This is a genomic window from Streptococcus halichoeri (genome assembly GCF_009870755.1).
GTDB lineage: Bacteria > Bacillota > Bacilli > Lactobacillales > Streptococcaceae > Streptococcus > Streptococcus halichoeri.
Genome location: NZ_WLZU01000007.1, coordinates 19,818 through 41,977, shown reverse-complemented (window position 1 = coordinate 41,977; position 22,160 = coordinate 19,818). Strand labels below are relative to the sequence as shown.

Below are 22,160 nucleotides of genomic sequence, written 5' to 3'. Positions count from 1 at the left end.
GAGATAGCCTATGTTTGGGATATTCGACAAAATAGAAGAATTTTTTAAAGAACTTCTACTGGGCGGTATCCAAGCAAACCTAGAGTCTATGTTTCTTGACATCAACGATAAAGTTGGTGCGATTGCAACAGATGTAGGAAAGACACCGATGGGGTGGAACGGACAAGTTTTCAGCTTTATCAAAAGCATTAACGATTCCGTTATCATCCCCATAGCAGGGCTAATCATAACGGCAGTCCTTTGTATTGAGCTTATCAATATGGTTATGCAAAAGAACAATATGCACGATACAGATACTTTTGAATTTTTCAAGTACATCATCAAGATGTGGATTGCTGTATGGTTAGTATCACATGCATTTGAGTTTTCAATGGCGGTCTTTGATGTGGCACAGCACATGGTAAATAAAGCGGCAGGGGTAATCAATACTTCTGCCGTTATCTCCGGAGATCAGATAGTAAAAATGGTAGATGGATTAAAGGATAAAGGTCTTGGAGAGCTTGTCATGATACTCTTTGAAACCTCGCTTATAAAGGTGGCAATACAGGTCATTTCAATTGTGATTATGCTTGTGGTTTACGGAAGAATGTTTGAGATTTATGTTTACTCATCCGTTTCAGCCATTCCATTTGCCACAATGGGAAACAAAGAGTGGGGACAGATTGGAACAAACTATATCAAAGGATTGTTTGCCATAGGTTTACAAGGACTCTTTTTAATGGTTTGTCTTGGAATATACGCAGTATTAGTTAAGACAATACAGATAACAGATATACACACAAGTACCTTTACGATACTTGGATATGCGGTTTTGCTAGGGTTAATGATGTTAAAGAGCGGAACACTGGCCAAAAGCGTATTAAATGCACACTAAAAGAAAGGAAGGGTACTATGAACAAAAGAAAAACAGTATTTATAGTAGTAATTGGAGCAGGTATTATGGCGGTGATAGATAGGATCAGACTTCACAGCAAGGTAAATGACTTGGAAGAAAGAACAAAAGACATTGGTCGCTGCCATAATGATTTTTGCTTAATGCAGGAAAGATTTAACAGAAGTACAGATGAACAGATTACAAGTATTCAGGAAGAAATCGGCTCCGTATATGAGCATATCGAGGAGCTTTCAAAGGGAAAAGAAGATGGGAGGTAAGTTATGGCGTATGTACCTATCCCCAAAGACTTAAAGAAGGTAAAAACAAAGGTGGCATTTAACTTGACGAAAAGACAACTGATAGGTTTTACGATTGCAGGACTTATTGGAATACCTATCTATTTATTTATGTGAAAGGTCGTTCCTAATGATATAGCAGTCTTATTTCTCATTGTGTCCACTCTCCCTATATTTTTCATCACTCTTTTTGAAAAGGACGGACTAACATTTGAAAAATATTTTAAATATATTTACCTTCATAAGTTTTATCAGCCACAAAAAAGAGTGAGAAAGGAGGTTTACATTGAACAAAAAAAGAAAGATTCAGCAGCTAAAGTTAGAACAAAACAAAAAGAAGTTAAGAAGTCAAAGACAAGACTTAAAGCAAAATAAGGGAAAATCTAAAAAAGATAAAGGCGGGCTACTTGACCTTATCTTTAGGAAAGAACCAAAAAGATATACTGTTGAAGATACCATTCCCTACCTTAGACTATTAAAAAGTGGGATATGTCAGATTGATGAAAATCATTTTAATAAGAGTATCGCCTTTGAGGATATAAACTATCAGCTTGCTTTAGAAGAAGATAGGGATCTTATATTTAACCAGTTTGCAAACTTTCTTAATTCATTTGATCCAAGCATTAGTATTGAGTTTTCTTACATCAATCAGCTTGGAAGAAACGAAGAAATGAAATCGGCAATTAAAATACCGGATAAAGGAGATGGTTTTGACGATATACGTCTTGAATTTCGAGAAATGCTTAAAAGCCAGATTGTAAAAGGAAATAACGGACTGAAAAAATCAAAATATGTAACTTTTACAGTAGAAGCGGATAATTTAGAACAGGCAACATCAAAACTGGAAAGAATGGAGATAGATATATTATCAAGCTTTAAAAGTATGGGAGTAAGAGCAGAAAGCCTTAACGGCGAGGAAAGGCTAAAGATACTTCATGATGTTTTAAATCCGAATAAGACCTTTGAATTTTCATATAAGGACTTAAAGAAAAAGGAAAGTACAAAGACATATATTGCTCCAGATGAATTTAACTTTGCACCGTCAAGGTATTTTAAGTTTGGAAATTTTATCGGAGCAGCAAGTCATTTTCAAATTCTTGCAAGTGAGCTTTCAGATCGTATGCTGTCAGAGTTTTTGGATATAGATGATAACATCAATATCTCTTTTCATATCAAGGCAATTGAGCAGTCAGAAGCCATCAAGATGGTCAAAAGAAAAAATACCGATATTGACAAGATGAAGATTGAGGAAAACAAAAAGGCTGTAAGGTCAGGGTATGACATGGACATTCTTCCAAGTGATTTAATTACCTATGGGGAAGATGTGAAAAGCCTATTAAAAGACTTACAGACAAGAGATGAGAGAATGTTTGTTGTAACCATCATTTTTATGAACTTTGCAAGGACAATTCAAAAGCTGGATAACACCATTTCTCAAATTAGCTCCATTGCCAATAAGCATAATTGCAAGTTAAAAAGGCTTGACCACTCACAGGAGCAGGGCTTAATCAGTGTACTTCCACTTGGGGTAAATAAGATTGAAATTGATAGAGGGCTAACCTCATCATCTACGGCGGTCTTTATGCCGTTTACCACAGAGGAGCTTTTCATAAACTCGGCAAACAGTTTGTACTATGGACTAAATGCCCTAAGTCATAACCTGATTATGGCAGATAGAAAGAAGTTAAAAAACCCGAACGGTCTAATCCTTGGAACTCCGGGAAGTGGTAAATCCTTTAGTGCAAAAAGAGAAATGGCAAATGCCATTCTTACAACCGATGACGATGTGATTATCTGTGATCCGGAAGGCGAATACGGAAACCTTGTAAGACAATTTAAGGGAGAAGTCATAAAGGTCAGCAGTAAGTCGAAGGACTATCTCAATCCTTTAGATATAAATATGAACTATGGAGATGGTGACGCACCACTAAAGGACAAAGCAAACTTCATTATGTCGATGCTTGAGCTTGTTGTAGGTGGTAGTGGTCTTACAGCAGAAGAAAAGTCGGTTATAGATAGATGCCTACCTAAGATTTATGAAAAGTATTTTGAAAATCCGCAGCCTTGTAATATGCCGATTCTTCAAAATTTGTATGATATGTTAAAAAATCAGGAAGAAAAAGTCGGCAAGAAGTTGGCAACGGAAATGGAGATTTATGTAACAGGCTCTCTTAATGTATTTAATCATCAGTCCAATGTAGACTTAAATAAGCAGCTTCTTTGTTTTGACATTAAGGAGTTAGGCTCTCAGCTTAAAAAAATTGGAATGCTTGTTATTCAGGATCAGGTGTGGAACAAGGTATCGCAAAACAGAGGAAATAAGTCTACAAGGTACTATATAGATGAGTTTCACTTACTGTTAAAAGATGAGCAGACAGCTTCCTATTCGGTTGAGATTTGGAAAAGATTCCGTAAATGGGGAGGTATCCCGACAGGTATTACGCAGAATGTCAAAGACCTACTGATGAGTAAGGAAATCGAAAATATCTTTGATAATACGGACTTTGTATTAATGCTTAATCAGGCTTCGGGAGATAGAGAAATTTTAGCAAGAAAGCTTAAAATCTCACTTCCTCAGCTTAGATATGTAACTAACTCTAATGAGGGTGAGGGACTACTTTTCTTTGGAAATACCATTATGCCTTTCCTTGATAAGTTTCCGAAAGATACAATTCTTTATCAAAAGATGACTACCAAGCCTGAAGAAGTGAGGTAGCTTATGGATAGGAAGCTGAAAAAGGATTTTAGGGAAAGGCATAAGGCAAGTCTTGAAAGAGAAATGCTTAAAGATGAAACAAGCTCCATATCTGAAGAATGTAAGCTAAAGCATAACGATGATTACAGAGAAAAAATTGTCCATGACAAAGACAGATTTCAGGACAAGGTACATGAAAAGACAAGCAAGGTAAGTTCTGAAAACGAGAAAATAGAGGGAACTTCTAAGAGAAATGCAAAGTATAGGGCTTCCGATAAAGACAGTGTAAATCCTTTAAATGAAATAGGGAAATCTGACTATGATACTGAGGTAAAGAAAGACAAAATCTATGATCCTTTAGAGCAAGACCTTGATAATGATGGAATCACAGACAGGTATGACAATGATTTTAGAGATAGCGACTACTTTGAGTCAACCTATGATGTAGATGGATTAAAAAAAGATGAGATTAGCGGAAATCCAGTAAATAAGCAAAACACTCAAAAGAAAAAATATAAGAGAAAAAACTATTCCGATAAGTTCTATACCAGAAAAAAGGATGCTGAAGCCAAAAAGGAAAAGGCGGATAATAAACAAAGCGGAAAAGAAGCTGTCCTTGATAGAGAAAAGAAAAACAAACAGGAAAGAACTTTTAGGAATAAGGCGTCTAAAGTATCTGCTTTATCAGGCTTAGCAAAAGGAAGCGAAACAGTAAGAGATTACTTATCTCATGGAAGTGATGAAAATCAAGGCGTAGAGGCAGGAGAAAAGACAGCAGATACAAGCTCAAAACTCATTCATGGCATTAAAAACTATTCGGATAAAAAAAGATCAAAAAAAGGATATGACCTTACGAATAAGGACTATAAAATCAGAAAGAGAAAATCCAAATTAGAGTTTCGAGATGCCAAAGAGGAACTGAAAAAGACAGAGGAGTATCAAAAATCAAATAACTTTAAGCGATTTCAAAAGCGAAAGCAGATGAAAGATTCCATTAAAAGGCAGAATAAGTCAAGACTTAGAGATCGCATTAAGGAAGGTCTTATCGGCAGTCTTAAAAGTTCAAAGGAAGTTATATTAAGAAAAACGAAAGGACTTATGATTATTTTTATAGGTCTTATTATTTTGGGAACTTTCTTCATTAACTTTGCAGGGATAGGAATGACAGGTTTTATGAACTCTACAAGTACAGTTCTTACAACAAGTTATTTATCAAAGCCCAATGTTCTCACAGAAATTAACCAACAATTTTCTAGTATGGAGCAAGGATTACAAGATGAGCTTGAAAGCGTTGAAGAAAATCATCCCGGCTATGATGAGTATATTGTTAATAAAGAGGAAGATATTGGTCATAATACCCATGAACTTTTATCATACATTACTTCGAGATGTGGAGATGTTAAAAGCATATCAGAAGTTAGTAGAATTTTAGATGAGTTATTTAAGTCGATGTATAGGCTTGAGTATAAGGAAGAAATTGAAATCAGATACAGAACAGTTACAGAAACCTATACTGATGAAGATGGAAACGAATATACCGAAAGCCATGAAGAACCTTATGAGTATAAGAAACTCATTGTAACTCTTTATAAAAGAGAAATGGATAGTGTTGTTCGAGAAGTGTTTCAAAATTATCCAGATAATGTGAAACATTATGAAGCATTACTTGCAAGTCTTGGTAATATGAGTGACTTTTTTGGAAGTGGAAGTAATGATTATTCTGAAATAATAAACAATCCTAATTTTGGCAATCCGGGAATAGCTTTCAATGAAGAAACGGTTAAACGACTTTTCTCAGAAGCAGAAAGACATATAGGAAAGAGGTATGTTTTTGGTGCAAATGGGCCGTCAAATTTTGACTGCTCTTCATTTGTGTGTTGGAGTTTTACTCATTCAGGTATTAAAAATATGCCAAGAACAACAGCTTGGAGAATTTATACGGATTACTGTAATCCTGTAAGTACAGGTGAAGCCAAGGCAGGAGATATAATATTCTTTAAAAATACCTATAATAGTGGAAGCCCGATTTCTCATGTAGGTATATATGCCGGAAAAGGGATGATGATACATGCAGGGGATCCTATTCAATATACTTCTATTAACTCACCATATTGGAGAGAACATTTTTATGGGTTTGGAAGACCAAGATAGGAGGATACAATTTGAAAAAAGAACTGACAGCAGTAAAAAATAGGATAAAGAAATTGAAAGATAAAAAGGCTCTGATTGATGAAGAATTGGAGCCTTTGTTCATTCGTGAAGAAGAACTTGAAAACGAAGAAATTATTGCCATTTGCAGAAAAAATAACATTACAATTTCTGCTCTTATGGCAAAAGTAAACAGAGAAAAATCAGAAATGAAAAAGGAGAACGGAAATGAAAAAAATGAAGAATAAAAAGGCTGCGGGATCAATTCTTGGAGCAGTGCTTTTGATAGTGGGAGTAGTAATTTCTTTATTTGCAGGTAGTAAGATTGTATTTGCACAAGGAGGGTTGTTTACGACACTTGTAAATCCGATAGAAGCCGTTGCTCAAATAGAAGTAGAAGTTAATGTTAAGTATATCTTTGAAGATGAAAAAGTATTTAAGGAAGAAAAGATAAAGGCAGAGAAAGGACAGCTTCTTGATAGTGGAGATCTTCCGATGATTCCTGATGATATGAAATTTATTGATGAATTTCTATTTTATGAAGTTAAGGGTGATGGTAAATATGAAATTATCCGTAAAGTAGCAAAGATTGAGTCTAAGGATAAGGAAACGCAACCGGAAAATGAAAGCTCAAAATCTGAGCAAAGCTCTCAATCAAATGCTTCAAAGACAGAAAATAAGGGAACTCAAACAGAGCTTAGCAAAGATGATATTTCTAAAATGGAAAAGGAGTCTAAAGAACTTAAAGAAAAACTTGATAAGCTAAATCAGGATATTAAGGACAAGGATAAACTAAGCGAGAAGCAAAAGGATAAAATCAAAGACCTTGAGGAAAAGATAGATAAGCTGAAGGAAAAACTTGAAAAGGGCAAAGACGATAAGGACTTATCGGCAGATATGAAAAATGAGATAGACAAGCTAACTGATAAGATTAAGGATCTTGAGAAAAAGGCTAATGAGGTCGGTAAAGCTCCTGTTACGCATAATCCTACTGTAACACCGATTAGCCCTATCTCCGGGATTAAACAAGGAACAGGAAATGTATCACCACAAACATCTATAAATAGCAGTGGTAAAGGTTCTGCTACGCAGGAAAGTAAAGGAGCAAATACAAAAGATACAAATAGCGATAAAACAAAGGAGAAAGAAAAGGAAGTTCGTTATCCAAATAAGCTGACGCCGAAGCAGCCTGCCAATAACGGTAGTCAGGATTCTTCAATGGACGGTTCGAGTAAGAATGTAAATACCAATAAGGGGGTTGCTTCAGCACCATCAAAGGCAAGAGGAACTGTTACGGAAAATAAGGATAATGCAAATAAGGATTATCCTATTCATCATAATGACAGTAAAGATAATAAAGAAATGGATAAATATTCCGCTGATGCAAGACAGTTTGTTACCTTTACAACTAAAAATGGTAAGCCTTTTCATCTAATCATTAACCATGATGAGGATAGTGAGAATGTCATGCTCCTAACAGAAGTATCCGAAGATGATCTCTTAAATATGGTAGAAAAGAAAGCACCGGAGAAAGAGATTGTTAAAGAAGAACCACAAAAAGAAGAGCCTAAACCAGTTAAAAAAGAAGAAAGCAACAATACAGGAACCTACTTAATTCTCATTCTTGTAGTAGCAGGAGCATTAGGTGCAGGATATTATTTTAAGATTATTAAGAAAAAAGAAGATAAGGAGCTTGAAGGCTTTGAGGAGGAAGATGATGATTTCTTTTCAGAAGCGGAAGAAAGTGAAAATGAAGCAGATGAAGCAGAAACACAAGATAAAGAAGATGATGAGTTAGAGTAAACTTGTACCTAAAACTATATAATATTTGGTGCAAAACACAGGGTGGGAGAGTAAAATCTTTCGCCCTCTTATATTGAAAACAGGAGGAAAACTATATATGAAACTTGTAATTGCTGAAAAGCCAAGTGTAGCAATCTCTATTGCAAAGGTAATTGGAGCAACAAAAAAGAAAGACGGATATTATGAGGGAAATGGATATAGGGTTTCTTGGTGTGTTGGACACTTAATTCAAATGGCAAATCCGGAAAGCTATGATGAAAAGTACGCCAAGTGGAATATGGTGGATTTACCGATTATTCCAAAAGAATATAAGTATGAGATTGCAAAGTCCACAAAGAAACAATTTATGATTCTTAAAAAGTTGATGAACGATAAGGAAATAGATATTGTGATAAATGCTTGCGATGCAGGGCGTGAAGGAGAAGCGATCTTCAGGCTTGTATATCATCAGGCAAATTGTAAAAAGAAGATGAAACGACTTTGGATTTCATCAATGGAAGATAGTGCAATTAAAGATGGTTTTGATAATCTAAAAGACGGAAGTTTTTACGATAATCTCTTTGAGTCTGCACAGGCAAGAGCGATTGCGGATTGGCTTGTGGGCATGAATTTGAGTAGGCTGTACTCGTGCCTATATAAACAAAATTATAGTGTAGGCAGAGTGCAAACACCTACCCTTGCAATGATAGTAAAAAGAGATGATGAGATAGCAAATTTCAAGAAAGAAAAATATTTTACAGTAGAGCTTGATTTAGATGGCTTTTCTCTTTCTACCGATAGAATTGACGATAAGACAGTTGCAGAGCAGCTTATCAATCTATTAGGTAATTCCATAGAAATTACTGATGTTATTCAAAAAGAAAAGGTAACAAAACCTGAGCTTCCCTTTGACCTTACAACGCTTCAAAGAGAGTGCAATAAATATTTCGGGTATTCAGCAAAACAAACACTTGATTATGCACAAAGTTTATACGAGAAAAAACTGATTACCTATCCCAGGACAGACAGTAGATACTTAACAGAAGATATGATTACAAGTACGATCAACAACATTATTGGAAAGTATGATTTTGATACAGGTCGCATTAAGACGGTATTTAATTCTAAAAAGGTTACAGACCATCATGCGATTATACCGACAGCAAGCAGTATGAATGAGGAATTAGCTTCACTTCCGGAAAGCGAATTGAAGGTATATGAACTTGTATTAAATAAGCTACATGCAAGTGTAGGGTATCCTTTAATTGAGAATACAACAAAGATTGTAGCTGTATTTGACGGATTTGAATTTACAAGTAGTGGCAAGGTGATTGTAGATGAGGGCTTTACCAAATACCTAAACGAATATTCAAAAAAGAAAAATGAAGATACAGTACTTCTGGATGTAAAGATTGGTGATAGTCTTGATATTAAGGACAAAGAGATAAAAGAAAAATACACATTACCGGCTAAACATTTTACAGAAGATCTTCTCCTAAAGGCTATGGAGCTTGCAGGAAATGACGCACTTGAAAAAGGTGTAGAGGTAGAAAGAAAAGGACTTGGAACACCTGCAACAAGAGCAGGAATCATTGAAAATTTAATCTTTAAAGGGTTTATTGAAAGAGATAAGAAGAAAATTATTGCCACACATAAAGGAATTAGCCTTATAACGATTGTAGCAGATACTTTTAAATCGGCAGAAACAACCGCAAAGTGGGAAATGGAGTTATCGGATATTGCACAAGGAAAATCTTCAAGAGAAGAATTTTTGAACGAAATAGAAGGACAAATAAAATTTGTTATAAAGCAATATTAAAAATTAGGAATAGAATATCAATTCCCTCGAAATCGAGGGAATTAGAAGAAGGAGGTAAACATGCGAATAAATGATTTTCATAACATTTTGGAGCTAATAAAACAAGATGTTCTGCATACTGAAGCAGAATATCTGAAGCTTTTAAAAGTTGTAGGAAATAATCAAAGATATGATTTTAGAAGTCAGTTAAGTATTTATGATAAAAATCCTGAAGCGACAGCTTGTGCCAAGTTTGATTACTGGAGAGAATATTTTAATCGTACAGTCATGCGAGGGCAAAAAGGAATACCAATCTTAGAGGACTATGACACATACAAAAAGGTGGACTATATCTTTGATATAAGTCAGACCGTTTCAAAAAATAGAGATGTTAATGAGGTAAATCTTTGGAGATTTGATAAAGAAGCTCATAGAGATGTATTAAAAGAAATGATAAAAGCTGAAGGCTATGAAGAAAGCGAAAGCACCTTAGAAAACATCTTTTCTGTAAGCAGGCTTTACGGAGATGAAAAAATAGATAGTCTGATGAATGAGCTTAGAATATCCGATGAAGATAGGATTTCCTTTACTAAATTTGTGAGGGATTCGATAAGTTATGCAGTGGCTTCAAGATTTAAGTTAGACTATCCTGTGGATAAGGAAGTGTTAAAGGAAAACTTTGCAATGCTTGACAGCATTTCTCTTATGAGCCTTGGAGAAACGGTGTCGGATATTAGTGGAACAGTCATTGATGCAACCATTCAAAAAAGTAAAGAGTTAGAGCTTCAAAAAGAAGTTTTAAGAGGTAAAGAAGTAGAATATAATAAAATAAAAGAAGAATTAGAGGAGGTAGAAGAAAATGTACTTCGACGAGATGATCAGGAGAGAATTATTGAAAACGAGCGAATTTTCCGAAATAGAGAGTACGGACGAGATAATAGAGAAAATCAAAGAGAATACGATGAATCAGTTAGAGGAAGAGATGGACTTTATGAGGGAATATCCGAATCCGATATACGCAGTGATGAGGCTGGATTATCTTTCAAGCAGCGAGGAACAGAGCCACTTCGAGATGTTAGTGGATCTATACAAGGAGAAGAAGCTGATGGGACACCTGATGGATATTCAGAAACAAGCGATAGAGTTTATGAGAGCAGAGAAGCCGAAACTGATGATGGCTTGGCAGATAGAGGACAAGAGCCATTCGCAGTACAAAGCGATGATTTCAGCACTCAAAGAGATGACAATCAAGGAAGTAGTGGAAATCTAAAAGAAAATACGGATAAAGAGATAAGAGAAGCTGACAAGGCTTCTTTTTCTTTGCCTGAAAACAGCTTAGGACAGATTAAACTTACGATACCTCTTGCCCAAAATGATATTGACAGTATTCTTGTAAACGGTGGAAACCATGAAGGTGAAAGACTTCCTATCATTGTTGAATTTTCCAAAGGAAAAACAGTAGAAGAATTAGGAGAATACCTTAAAGATACCTTTAGAGGCGGAAATGGTTTATTTCTTAATGGAGCAGAAGTATCTTCCTGGTATTCGGATAAAGGCATTCATTTAGCTTATGGAACTTCAGCAAGAGATGATATGACGCAAATTTTAAGCTGGAGTGATGTTGCAAGAAGAATAAATGAGCTTCTTGATAGAGGTGAATTTGCTACAAATGTAGAGCTTTTAGAAGCACAGGACTATGAAAGAGATAGAGTTTCAGAATCGCTATGGTATCTATATCATGATTTAAGCGAAGAAGGGAAAGCACAGGGATATTTTGGCTTTATAGAAAGAGGTGGTGGCTTTCCGGAAGAAACGAAAAGATTATCTGAGGCATTAAAAAATCCCCAATATCTAAAAGACATAATTAGGGAATACAGCCGTTTTTTAGCAGGATACAAAGAAAACAAAGATGTACTAAGATTTCATTATCACAAGGTAGACAGCCTTTATCAGAAATTACAGGAGCTTGCACTCCCAAGAAAGGAATATACCTCTAACCTTACCGAATTTCCAAAGGCACATGGCTTTATTACAGAAGATGAAGTCCTTGCTACGATTTCAAGAGGAAGTGGAGTTGATAAAGGGAAAGAGCGAATTACTAAGTTTTTCAAAGAAAATCATACCTTGCAGGAAAAAGCGAATTTCCTAAAAGATGAATACGGAATCGGAGGTCATTCTCATGCAGTTTCAGGAGCAAATGGAAGTGATGAATGGCACGATGCAAAGGGGCTTAAATTACAGAAGAATCATTGCAACGATGTTTTTCTTACATGGTCAAATGTAGCAAAGCATATAGATGAGCTGCTCTCTAAAGATCTTTATCTTGAAGAAAATAAAATTGAAAGTAAGGCAGAGATAGAAGAACAAAAAGAACCAAGCTATTACTCTAAAGACGATCCATATAATTTAATGACTGATGAAATGCTTGAGAAAGTGCCTGAGCTTTATGCACAAGAGGATGTAGCTTTAGCGGATAAACAGGTTCATGCAGCATACATCATTCCATTTAGAAGTAACTGGACTTGGTATATGACGGAATATGATAGGGAAAGTAAAGATGCTTTTGGTCTTGTGCTTGGAATAGAACCGGAATGGGGATATTTTAATCTTGATGAGCTAAAGGAACTAAATGCCCAAAGGCTTGTTTTAGAAGATTTTCCAAAGACATTTAGAGAACTTAAAGACAGTGAACTTAAAAAGCAGATGGATGAGCAGGAGCTTCATCATGTCTTTAACGGAGAGCTAAGTTTTGAGGAGAATAATACACAGCTTGAAGCACCTGAAGAAGTAGAAGAAAGCATACAAGCAGAACCTTTTCAGGCTACCTTATTTGATTATCTAAAGGAAAAAGAAGAAGTAGAGCTCAACGAAAAAGAGGACAGCCTTTTAGATGAGTTTGCAGTTAAAGAAGGCGATACCGTCTATTTTAATCATGAGGAGTACAAAGTAAGAGAGATTTCCAAAAATCACATCACAGGAAGAAATGATTTGTGGCTTGATCCTGTAAGGCAAGGTAATCATCAAATTCCGATTGTAGCCTTTACAGATAATGAGGATTTATTAAGCCAAATAAGTCTTGAAAGACCTGACTTTATCATCGGTGATGAAGTGAGATATAAGGGGAAAGATTATACCATCACAAGATTTGATGATATGGGAAATAACCTAAAGACGGTAACAGTTAAGGATAATACCGAATATCTTGGAGGTATGATTACAGGCTCCGATGTAATTCCTTATCGTAAGGAAAGTGAGCTTGATAGAATCTTTGAAAATCTGACCAATGAGAAGCCCGAAAAGACTTTTGAGGAAATAGGAATAAAGAAAAATGAAGTTCATAATTTCAAGATTACAGAAGAAACGCTCCCTGCAAAGTTATCTCCAAGTGAGAGGCTAAACAATAACCTTGAAGCAATCTCTATGCTTAACAGAGTGGAAAGCGGAGAGCGAGAGCTTGATATTACAGCTCAGGAAATTTTAGCAAAATATGTAGGATGGGGAGGACTTTCAGATGTCTTTGATGAAAGTAAGGATGGACAGTGGAAAGAGGCAAGAGCCTTCTTAAAAGATAACCTATCACAAGCAGAATACGAAGCTGCAAGAGAATCTACATTGACGAGTTTTTACACACCGAAAGCAGTCATTGACGGAATATATAAGACGCTATCTTGCAGCAAGAGCCGAATTTTTGGGTGCAATCAGACTTCCAAACGATACCTTTAAGGGTGTAGCCGGCACAGGAGTAACTTCGGATATTATCTTCCTAAAGAAAAGAGATAGCGTATTAGAGCGAGATGAGGATTGGATACACCTTGCGGAAGATGAAAAGGGGCTTGTATATAACAAATACTTTGTCGATCATCCTGAGCAGGTGCTTGGTTCTATGCGTGAAGTAAGCGGAAGGTTTGGAAAAACTCTAACTTGTGAACCGATAGCTTTTTTAGGGCAAGAGATAAATATGGCTTCATTAAAGGAGCGTATCGAGATTGCAGGAGAAAGAATTTCAAAAGATACCAAGTATGAAGAAATAGAGTTATTAGATGATGAAGTAACATCCATTCCTGCAACCGATGATGTAAAAAACTTCTCATATACCTTAATTGATGATGAAGTCTATTACAGAGAAAACTCACTCTTTATTAAAAAGGAAGTATCAGACAAGAATAAAGAAAAAATCAAGGATTACCTTGAGCTGACTGCTGCCTTAAAAGATGTGATTTACAAGCAGAAAGAAGATTTTAGCGAAGAAGAAATCAAGGCTTCACAGGAAAAATTAAATGAAGTCTATGATAACTTTTCAAAGAAGCATGGCTTTGTAAATAACCTAAGCAATACCAGAGCCTTGAAAGAGGATAGCAACTTCCCTTTGGTATCGTCCATTGAAATCCTTGATGAAGAAGAAAACTTCAAGGCGAAGGGAGATATTTTCTCCAAAAGAACCATTACAAAAGCCAAAGTCATAGACCATGTTGATACTTCTTTGGAAGCCCTTGTTTTATCGGTATCTGAAAAAGGATATGTGGACTTTGACTATATGGGAAGTCTTACCGGAAAAGACAGACCGGCTTTAATTGAAGAGCTTCGAGGGGAAATCTACCTGAATATCATAGAAGAACAAAACTTTTACAGACCACTTTCATTTAACTTGGAGGTTGGTGATCTGCCTTTTGCCTGTGCAAATGACAGCAATTCCTATAAATATGGATATGTAACAAAAGATGAATATTTAAGTGGAAATATCAGGGGTAAGATTGCCATTGTAGATAGCTATCTATCAAAGCTCAGACAAACGGAACGAGAGCTTCTTCATCTTGGTTTTGCTGAGAACGGAAAAGAAAAGGAGCTGATAAGCTATGAAATGAACCGCTTGGAATACCAAAAAGCAGAGCTTACCAAAGTTCTTCCAAAGGAATTAGAAGCAAGTGAAATCAATGTGCGTCTTGGTGCAACTTGGATACCGATTAAAGATATTGAGAAATTCATCTTTGAAACATTAAAAACACCGGGATATACAAGATGGGATATTAAGATTAAATTTTCAAATCTTACAAGCGAATGGAATGTAGAAGGAAAAAGCAGGGACAGAGGAAATGACCTTGCTGAAATGACATTTGGTACATCAAGGGTAAATGCCTATAAGCTGATTGAAGATGCCTTAAACCTGAAAGAAACAAAGGTATTTGACCAGATTGTAAATCCGGACGGCTCTAAAACTTCTGTCTTAAATAAAAAAGAAACCATGCTTGCAGGACAAAAGCAGGAGTTATTAAAAGAAGAATTTAAGAACTGGATATTTAACGATCAGGAGAGAAGAAACCGTCTTGTAAAACTTTATAACGAGCGTTTTAACTCCATCCGCAATAGAGAATATGATGGAAGCAATCTATCTTTTGAAGGAATGAATACGGAGATTGATTTAAGACCTCATCAAAGAAATGCCATAGCAAGAAGTTTGTATGGAGGTAATACCCTACTTGCCCATGTAGTAGGCAGTGGAAAGACCTTTGAAATGGTGGCTTCCGCAATGGAAAGTAAAAGGCTTGGAATGTGCAGTAAGTCCTTGTTTGTTGTACCTAACCACCTAACAGGGCAAATAGGTCGTGAGTTTATGCAGCTATATCCGTCGGCTAACATTATGGTGGCTGATAAAAAAGACTTTGAGCCGAAGAACAGAAAGAGATTTATCGGCAAGATTGCCACAGGGGAATATGATGCGGTTGTCATCGGGCATACGCAGTTTGAAAAAATCCCTATGAGTAAGGAATATCAAGAGAAGCATATTCAAGATCAGATTGATGAAATCGTAAACTATGTAGAAGAATATAAGCATGACAGAAATCAGAACTTTACGGTAAAACAGCTTGAAAAGACGAAGAAAAAACTGGAGGCAAGACTTGAGAAATTAAACGATGATTTTAAGAAAGATGATGTTATTACCTTCGAGGAATTAGGGGTTGATAAGCTCTTTGTTGATGAGGCACATGGATTTAAGAACCTTTATCTCTATACCAAAATGAGAAATGTTGCAGGTATCGGGCAGTCAGAAGCCTTTAAATCCTCTGATATGTTCATGAAATGCCGTTACATGGATGAAATGACAGGTGGGAAAGGTATTGTCTTTGCCACAGGAACGCCTGTAAGTAACTCTATGACAGAGCTATATACGATGCAGCGTTATCTTCAGTATGATAGCCTAAAAAAGAATGGACTGGAGCATTTTGACTCTTGGGCTTCTACTTTTGGAGAAACGCAAAGTTCTTTTGAATTATCTCCTGAAGGAACAGGATATAGAGTAAAAACGAGATTTTCTAAGTTTTATAATTTGCCTGAACTTATGAGTATGTTTAAGGAAGTTGCAGATATTCAGACTGCGGATATGCTTAATCTTCCTACACCAGAAGCTAACTATGAAGTTATTAAAACAGAGCCATCTAAAGAACAAAAGGAAATCTTAAAGAGCCTGTCTGAAAGGGTAGATGATGTAAGAAATAGAGTTGTTGAACCTGATGAAGATAATATGCTTAAAATCACCAATGACGGTAAGAAACTTGCCTTAGATCAGCGTTTGATAAATCCACTTCTTCCTGATAATCCCGATAGTAAGGTCAATGTTTGCGTTAAAAATGTTTTTGCAATTTGGGATAAGACAAAAGAAAATAAGTCAACGCAGTTACTTTTCTCCGATATGTCAACTCCAAAAGGAGATGGTGAATTTAACATTTATGATGATATTAGAGAAAAACTTGTAGCAATGGGAATACCAAAAGAAGAAATCGCTTTTATCCATGAAGCCAATTCTGATAAGCAAAAAGATGAACTCTTTGCAAAGGTAAGAAAAGGCGAAGTTCGTATCCTTATGGGTTCAACGCAGAAAATGGGAGCCGGAACGAATGTACAAAATAAGCTGATTGCACTTCATGATTTGGATGTACCTTGGCGTCCTGCCGATTTAGAGCAAAGAGCAGGTAGAATTGTAAGACAAGGTAATGAAAATGAGAAAGTAAATATCTATCGTTATGTTACAGAGAATACTTTTGATGCATACTTATGGCAAACTATAGAGAATAAACAAAAGTTCATTTCTCAAATTATGACTTCAAAGACTCCTGTTCGTGTGGCAGAAGATGTGGACGAAAGCAGCTTAAACTATGCAGAGATTAAGGCACTTGCCACAGGAGATCCAAAAATCAAGGAAAAGATGGATTTGGACAATGAAGTTACAAAACTTAAAATGCTTGAAGTAAACTATAAGTCTAATCGTTACAGATTAGAGGATAAGGTGGCGAAAAACTATCCTGAAGAAATCGCAAGAACGGAAAAGCTCATAGAAGCTGTTACGAAAGATATAGCAAGTGTAGAGCCTAAAGCGGAAGGTGAGGAAAAATTTACTTCCATTACCATTGCAGGAGAAAAGATTACCGATAAGAAATTAGCTGGAGAAAGACTGCTTGAAGCTATTTCAAAGGTTAAAATCAATGAAAGCAAGGTGATAGGCAAGTATAGAAATATGGATTTAGAGGTAAGCTATAACTTCTTTACCAACGAACATAACTTTAGCCTAAATGGTGCTGCAAGTCATTCAGGAGAGCTTGGAACAAGTGCGGACGGTAACATTACAAGACTGGATAATGCTATTGATAAAATGCCAGAAAAGTTAAATCATCTTGAAGAAAAACTTGTTAGCACAAAGGAACAACTGGCAAATGCAAAAGAAGAACTCAAAAAGCCTTTTGAAAAAGCAGATGAGCTAAAAACTAAGGTATTAAGACTTGCAGAACTGAATAAGCTCCTCGATATGGGAGAAGTGGAAGAAAAGAGAAATGATAATCCGCTCGTAGAAGATGTAAAAAGGGCAATCATCGACTTCTGCAACAGAGAGTACGAAGAAAATCATAGCTATGATGAATTTAATACCTTGTATCCTGATTTGAAGCATATCGGCATCGCCTATACCAATACACCAGATGAAAGGCATGGTATTCAATATGAACTTGATTTAGAGGAGAAAACTTGGACACAGTACATTGATGATACTCCTATCAAAACAGAGAGCTTTGATTACGAGAATAAAGGAGAAAATGAAGCTCTAAGGAATATGAAAAATGAAATAGAAATGTCCTCTTTTAGCGATTTGGTTTATGTTGATTCCGAAGATTTAAGAGCAGCAACGGGACTTGATATTGATGATGAAGGTAACTTTTATGATCCACTTTCTAAAGACCTTGATAATGACGGTATCCCTGATAGATATGACAATGACTTTAAGGATAGTGATTATTTTGAGTCCACTTATGATGTGGAGGATAATCTTCATAGCAAAGAAGAAAACTCACAAAAATCAGATGATAAGCCATCTATTTTAGGACAGATAAGAGCCTATCAAAATGAAAGCAAAACAGAAGAAAAGCAAAAAACAAAAGAACAGGAAATTTTAAGATAAGGGGAGGGAAACCTCCCTTTTACCATGAAAGGAGACAAAAACATGGATTACAAAACAATGAGAAATCAGATTGAAGATATGGCAAATGATAACCACAAGGACTTCGTTAAGGCGATTATAAGCATGGAAAAAGGTATCAACGATGAAAGTGCTTTAGACAAGCTCTATGACGCTTATATGGATAATGACACTGTTAATTTACTGCATGAGGAATTTGACTATATGATTGAAGATTTAAGGGAACAGGGGCAGATAAAAGACTTACCTTATGTTCAGGAAGAAAAGGATAATCTTATCAATATTGTCGGAAATATTGTTGGAGAGGTCGATATAGTAGAAAGGGAAAACAAAAACGGAGAAGCCTTCAAGGTAGCGAATTTTTCCGTAATATCCAAAGATGATGAAGGTAACAAGATATATCATAATTGTTCCGCTTATGGAGAAAAAAGTGATATTCCAAAGGACTTTAAGCAGGGAGATTTTGTTAAGCTCTTTGGACAAATCAGAATATCCATTGATGATAACGGCAAGGAGCATAGCAATATCAGAATACTTTCTTCAAAGCTACTAAAGGCAAAGGAACAGATGAGAGGACAAGAAGAAAAGAAAGAAGCAACCAAAGAAGCTGAGAGATAAATTTATGGTCGGTGTGGTCTTAGGACTGCACCGACTCTTTTTGCGTTGAAAGCCACTGGCTATGCCAGTGGATAAAAAGGCTTTAGCTCTGAAGAAAAAAAGAACTCCTATGATAAAATGAAATCGACTGACAATCGCAAAACAAATAAATCATAGGAGGTGTCGCATGGTAAACGACATAGACAGATTAACACATTCAAAATGGAGGTGTCAATATCATATAGTCTTTGCACCAAAATACAGAAGACAGATAATATACGGAAAATATAAAAGTGAGATTGGGAAGATATTGAGAGAAATATGTAGGAGAAATGGTGTAGAAATAATAGAAGCTAATGCATGTCCGGATCATATACATATGTTAGTAAGCATTCCACCAAAAATGAGTGTATCAAAGTTTATGGGGATTTTAAAAGGTAAAAGTAGTCTGATGATATTTGATAGATTTGCAAATTTAAAATATAAATATGGAAATAGGCATTTTTGGTGCAGGGGATATTATGTTGATACAGTAGGAAGAAATAAAACTGCAATAGCAAAATATATACAAAACCAGTTAGAAGAAGACCAAATAGCAGAGCAGATAAGTATGAAAGAATACATTGACCCGTTTACGGGACAGCCGGCAAAAGGTAGCAAATAAAAGAGCCATCCGATGAGGATGGCCGCTGTAGTAGTTTTGCGATTGTCGGTTTTTCAGAGCGCGAGTAGCGCTGCCAGTACCATGCCCTTATAGGGCTTAATCAAGCCACCAGCTTAGCTGGTGGTACATGACTTTATACAAATGGTGTATGTTTGCGTAAAAGGAAGTTTGTAGTGAAAAAAGTGAATAAATATGATATAATGATAAAAACGAAATCAGATGCATGGGGAGGACAATTGTGTCAAAAATAAGTTATAAAAAGCTATTTAAAAAAATGATAGATTTAGACATGAAAAACTCTGAGCTAATGGAAAAAGCGGAAGTTAGTCGAAGTACTTTTTATAAAATGAAGAATAGTGAGAATATCACTACTGATGTGATTGTCAGAATATGTGATAGTTTGAACTGTGGTATAAATGAAATTATGGAGTTGGTGAATGATGAAAATAATTGATTATGTAATTGAATCTACAAATAAATATATTGAACAGATGCCAAAAGAAATTCGCAAGAAAAATGGGCAATTTTTTACAAGCAAAGAAACAGCTCTTTTTATGGCATCATTATTTGATTTATCATCATTTTCAAAAGAAATTTCTATACTTGATCCAGGAGCGGGTTCAGGGATACTTACTGCGGCACTGGTCCAAAGAATAATTGATACGGATAAGATTAAAACGATAAAAATAACTTGTTATGAAACTGATGGTGATATTTTAGAACTTTTAAATAAAAATTTGTTGTGGATAAGAGACAATTCACCATTAAAAATTGAATACAAAATAGTCAAAGATAATTATATAACGAGTCAAACGCTTGAATATAACAATATGTTGGGGGCGAGTACTAAACCTGAAAAATACGATGTGATTATAGGAAATCCGCCTTATTTAAAGATTGGGAAAACGTCTAATGAAGCTTTATCTATGCCTGACATCTGTTATGGAGCACCGAACTTGTATTTTCTTTTTATGGAGATGGCAAGTTTTAATTTAGTCGATAATGGCGAATTAGTATTTATCGTTCCGAGATCATGGACTTCTGGAGCTTATTTCAGAAAGTTTCGCGAGAAATTTTTAAGAGAAGTAGTTTTGAGGCATATTCATTTATTTGTGAGCAGAGATAAAGTTTTCGATAAGGAAGCTGTTTTGCAAGAAACAATAATTATTAAGGCTAAGAAAGAATCTAACAAGCCTAAAAATATTACTATAACTACAACGAACGCTAATTTTGATTTCGACAGCAAGACTGTTTTTGAAGCTCCTTACGATATGGTTGTTTCTGGAGAACACAAATATGTTTTTTTGATAACTGATAAAGAAGAAGCTGATACGATTAAAAAGGTAAATGAATGGAATGATACCTTGCCAACTCTTGGCTTGAAAATGAAAACTGGTTTGACAGTTGATTTTAGAAATCGAGAGGCTCTAAGAAATGATGCAGAGGAAAAAGCAGTTCCTTTATTTTATTCGCAACATATAAAAGATGGTAAAGTGATTTTTCCTGTTGGAAAAGAAAATGAGTATCTATTAACGGAGCAAAAAGGATTATTGCAGGAGAACACTAATTATTTATTTGTGAAAAGATTTACGGCAAAGGAAGAAAAGCGTAGATTACAATGTGGAATTTATTTAGCTAAAAAATTTCCAACATATAAGGCAATTAGCACACAGAATAAGATAAATTTTATTACAGGCTTACAAGGATTATCAGATTGTTTGGTTTATGGTTTGTATGTTGTAATGAACTCTACGCTTTATGATAATTATTACAGAATTTTAAATGGATCAACTCAAGTGAATGCTACTGAAATTAACTCGATGCCAATTCCACCACTAACCTGTATTGAGAATATGGGAAAGGAACTGATTAAATTAAAGGATATGTCTGAAGAAAATTGTGATGAAATATTAGGGAGATTTATATATGTCTAAATTAGAAGAAGCAAAGAATATTTTGAATGAGTTGAAAGTTCCACCAAAACAGCAGTCAGATCTATGTGGATATGTTATTTTAGCAATGGCAGATATTAAAAAGAATGATGAATGGGCTAATGCAACTAATAAATGGATAAGAATACATGATGTTATCGCTTTTATTAGAGATTTTTATGAAGTTTCATATGCAGAGAATAGTAGAGAAACATTCCGTAAGCAAGCAATACATCATTTTAGAAATGCAGCGTTTATTGAGGATAATGGCAAAGCAACAAATAGCCCTAATTATAGGTATCGTTTAACTGATGAAATGTTGTTATTAGTAAAAACATTTCAATCAAATCAGTGGGAAGAACAAAAAAATAATTTTTTGAAATCTCATCAGAACTTAATTGATTTGTATAGTTCCAAAAAGGCAGTAAGAAAAATGCCTGTTAAAATAAACGGAGTCGATTTTACATTTTCTCCTGGTAAGCATAATCAATTACAGAAATTGATTATTGAAGAATTTGCTCCCCGATTCGCTGAGAACTCTGAATGCCTATATGTTGGAGATACAATTCAAAAGGATTTGGTGAAAAATGAGGAGAAATTAAAAGAACTTGGTTTTGAGATAACACTTCATGATAAGATGCCAGATGTTGTTTTATATTCAGAGGATAAGAACTGGATTTACTTTATTGAGTCTGTAACTTCTGTGGGTGCAATGGAGCCAAAGCGAATAAAAGAAATTGAAGAAATGACAGAAAATGTTTCTGCTGGGAAAATATATGTAACAGCATTTTTAGACTTTAAAACATTTAAGAAATTTTCAGAGTCTTTAGCTTGGGAAACGGAAGTATGGATTGCGGATATGCCGGACCATATGATTCATCTAAATGGTGATAAATTCTTAGGACCGAGAAAATAAA

General features: G+C 35.3%; 11 protein-coding genes and 3 pseudogenes. All 14 read left to right on the top strand.

Translation table 11 applies throughout. The features are described 5' to 3' along the window. Positions 1-10 precede the first annotated feature (10 nt). A complete protein-coding gene (locus GWD08_RS03125) occupies positions 11-874 on the top strand; it encodes a VirB6/TrbL-like conjugal transfer protein, CD1112 family (RefSeq protein WP_159564166.1) in 864 nt (287 codons plus the stop codon). Positions 875-891: 17 nt separating this feature from the next. After that, the gene (locus tag GWD08_RS03120; RefSeq protein ID WP_159564164.1) at positions 892-1,152 is read left to right on the top strand and encodes a conjugal transfer protein; all 261 of its coding nucleotides are present in this window, start codon (positions 892-894) and stop codon (positions 1,150-1,152) included. Positions 1,153-1,155: 3 nt separating this feature from the next. Further along, positions 1,156-1,545 (top strand): annotated as a pseudogene (locus GWD08_RS03115) (PrgI family protein). Further along, a complete protein-coding gene (locus tag GWD08_RS03110; RefSeq protein ID WP_159564162.1) occupies positions 1,457-3,886 on the top strand; it encodes a VirB4-like conjugal transfer ATPase, CD1110 family in 2,430 nt (809 codons plus the stop codon). Before GWD08_RS03115 ends, GWD08_RS03110 begins: the two are co-directional and overlap by 89 nt. A 3-nt stretch (positions 3,887-3,889) precedes the next feature. After that, a complete protein-coding gene (locus GWD08_RS03105) occupies positions 3,890-6,016 on the top strand; it encodes a C40 family peptidase (protein WP_159564160.1) in 2,127 nt (708 codons plus the stop codon). Positions 6,017-6,027: 11 nt separating this feature from the next. Next, a complete protein-coding gene (locus tag GWD08_RS03100; protein ID WP_159564158.1) occupies positions 6,028-6,261 on the top strand; it encodes a conjugal transfer protein in 234 nt (77 codons plus the stop codon). Then, the gene (locus GWD08_RS03095; RefSeq protein WP_167547762.1) at positions 6,242-7,816 is read left to right on the top strand and encodes a CD1107 family mobile element protein; all 1,575 of its coding nucleotides are present in this window, start codon (positions 6,242-6,244) and stop codon (positions 7,814-7,816) included. Before GWD08_RS03100 ends, GWD08_RS03095 begins: the two co-directional genes overlap by 20 nt. A gap of 97 nt (positions 7,817-7,913) precedes the next feature. Continuing rightward, entirely contained in the window at positions 7,914-9,614 is a 1,701-nt protein-coding gene (locus tag GWD08_RS03090; protein ID WP_159564156.1) for a DNA topoisomerase 3, read from the top strand. 60 nt (positions 9,615-9,674) lie between these two features. After that, a pseudogene (locus GWD08_RS03085) lies at positions 9,675-18,033 on the top strand (helicase-related protein). A 42-nt stretch (positions 18,034-18,075) separates the two neighbouring features. Continuing rightward, positions 18,076-18,660: pseudogene (locus GWD08_RS03080) on the top strand (single stranded DNA-binding domain-containing protein); the annotation flags it as partial. Positions 18,661-18,835: 175 nt separating this feature from the next. Then, positions 18,836-19,312, top strand: a complete 477-nt coding sequence (tnpA, locus tag GWD08_RS03075; protein WP_111944857.1) for an IS200/IS605 family transposase — start codon at positions 18,836-18,838, stop codon at positions 19,310-19,312. A gap of 238 nt (positions 19,313-19,550) precedes the next feature. After that, positions 19,551-19,766, top strand: a complete 216-nt coding sequence (locus tag GWD08_RS03070) for a helix-turn-helix domain-containing protein (RefSeq protein ID WP_000036627.1) — start codon at positions 19,551-19,553, stop codon at positions 19,764-19,766. Continuing rightward, positions 19,750-21,246 carry an Eco57I restriction-modification methylase domain-containing protein gene (locus GWD08_RS03065; protein ID WP_159564154.1) on the top strand — a complete coding sequence of 499 codons (1,497 nt, stop codon included), beginning with the start codon at positions 19,750-19,752 and terminating at the stop codon, positions 21,244-21,246. The genes GWD08_RS03070 and GWD08_RS03065 overlap by 17 nt, the downstream gene beginning before the upstream one ends. Next, the gene (locus tag GWD08_RS03060; protein WP_159564153.1) at positions 21,239-22,159 is read left to right on the top strand and encodes a BsuBI/PstI family type II restriction endonuclease; all 921 of its coding nucleotides are present in this window, start codon (positions 21,239-21,241) and stop codon (positions 22,157-22,159) included. Before GWD08_RS03065 ends, GWD08_RS03060 begins: the two co-directional genes overlap by 8 nt. Position 22,160: the final 1 nt, after the last annotated feature.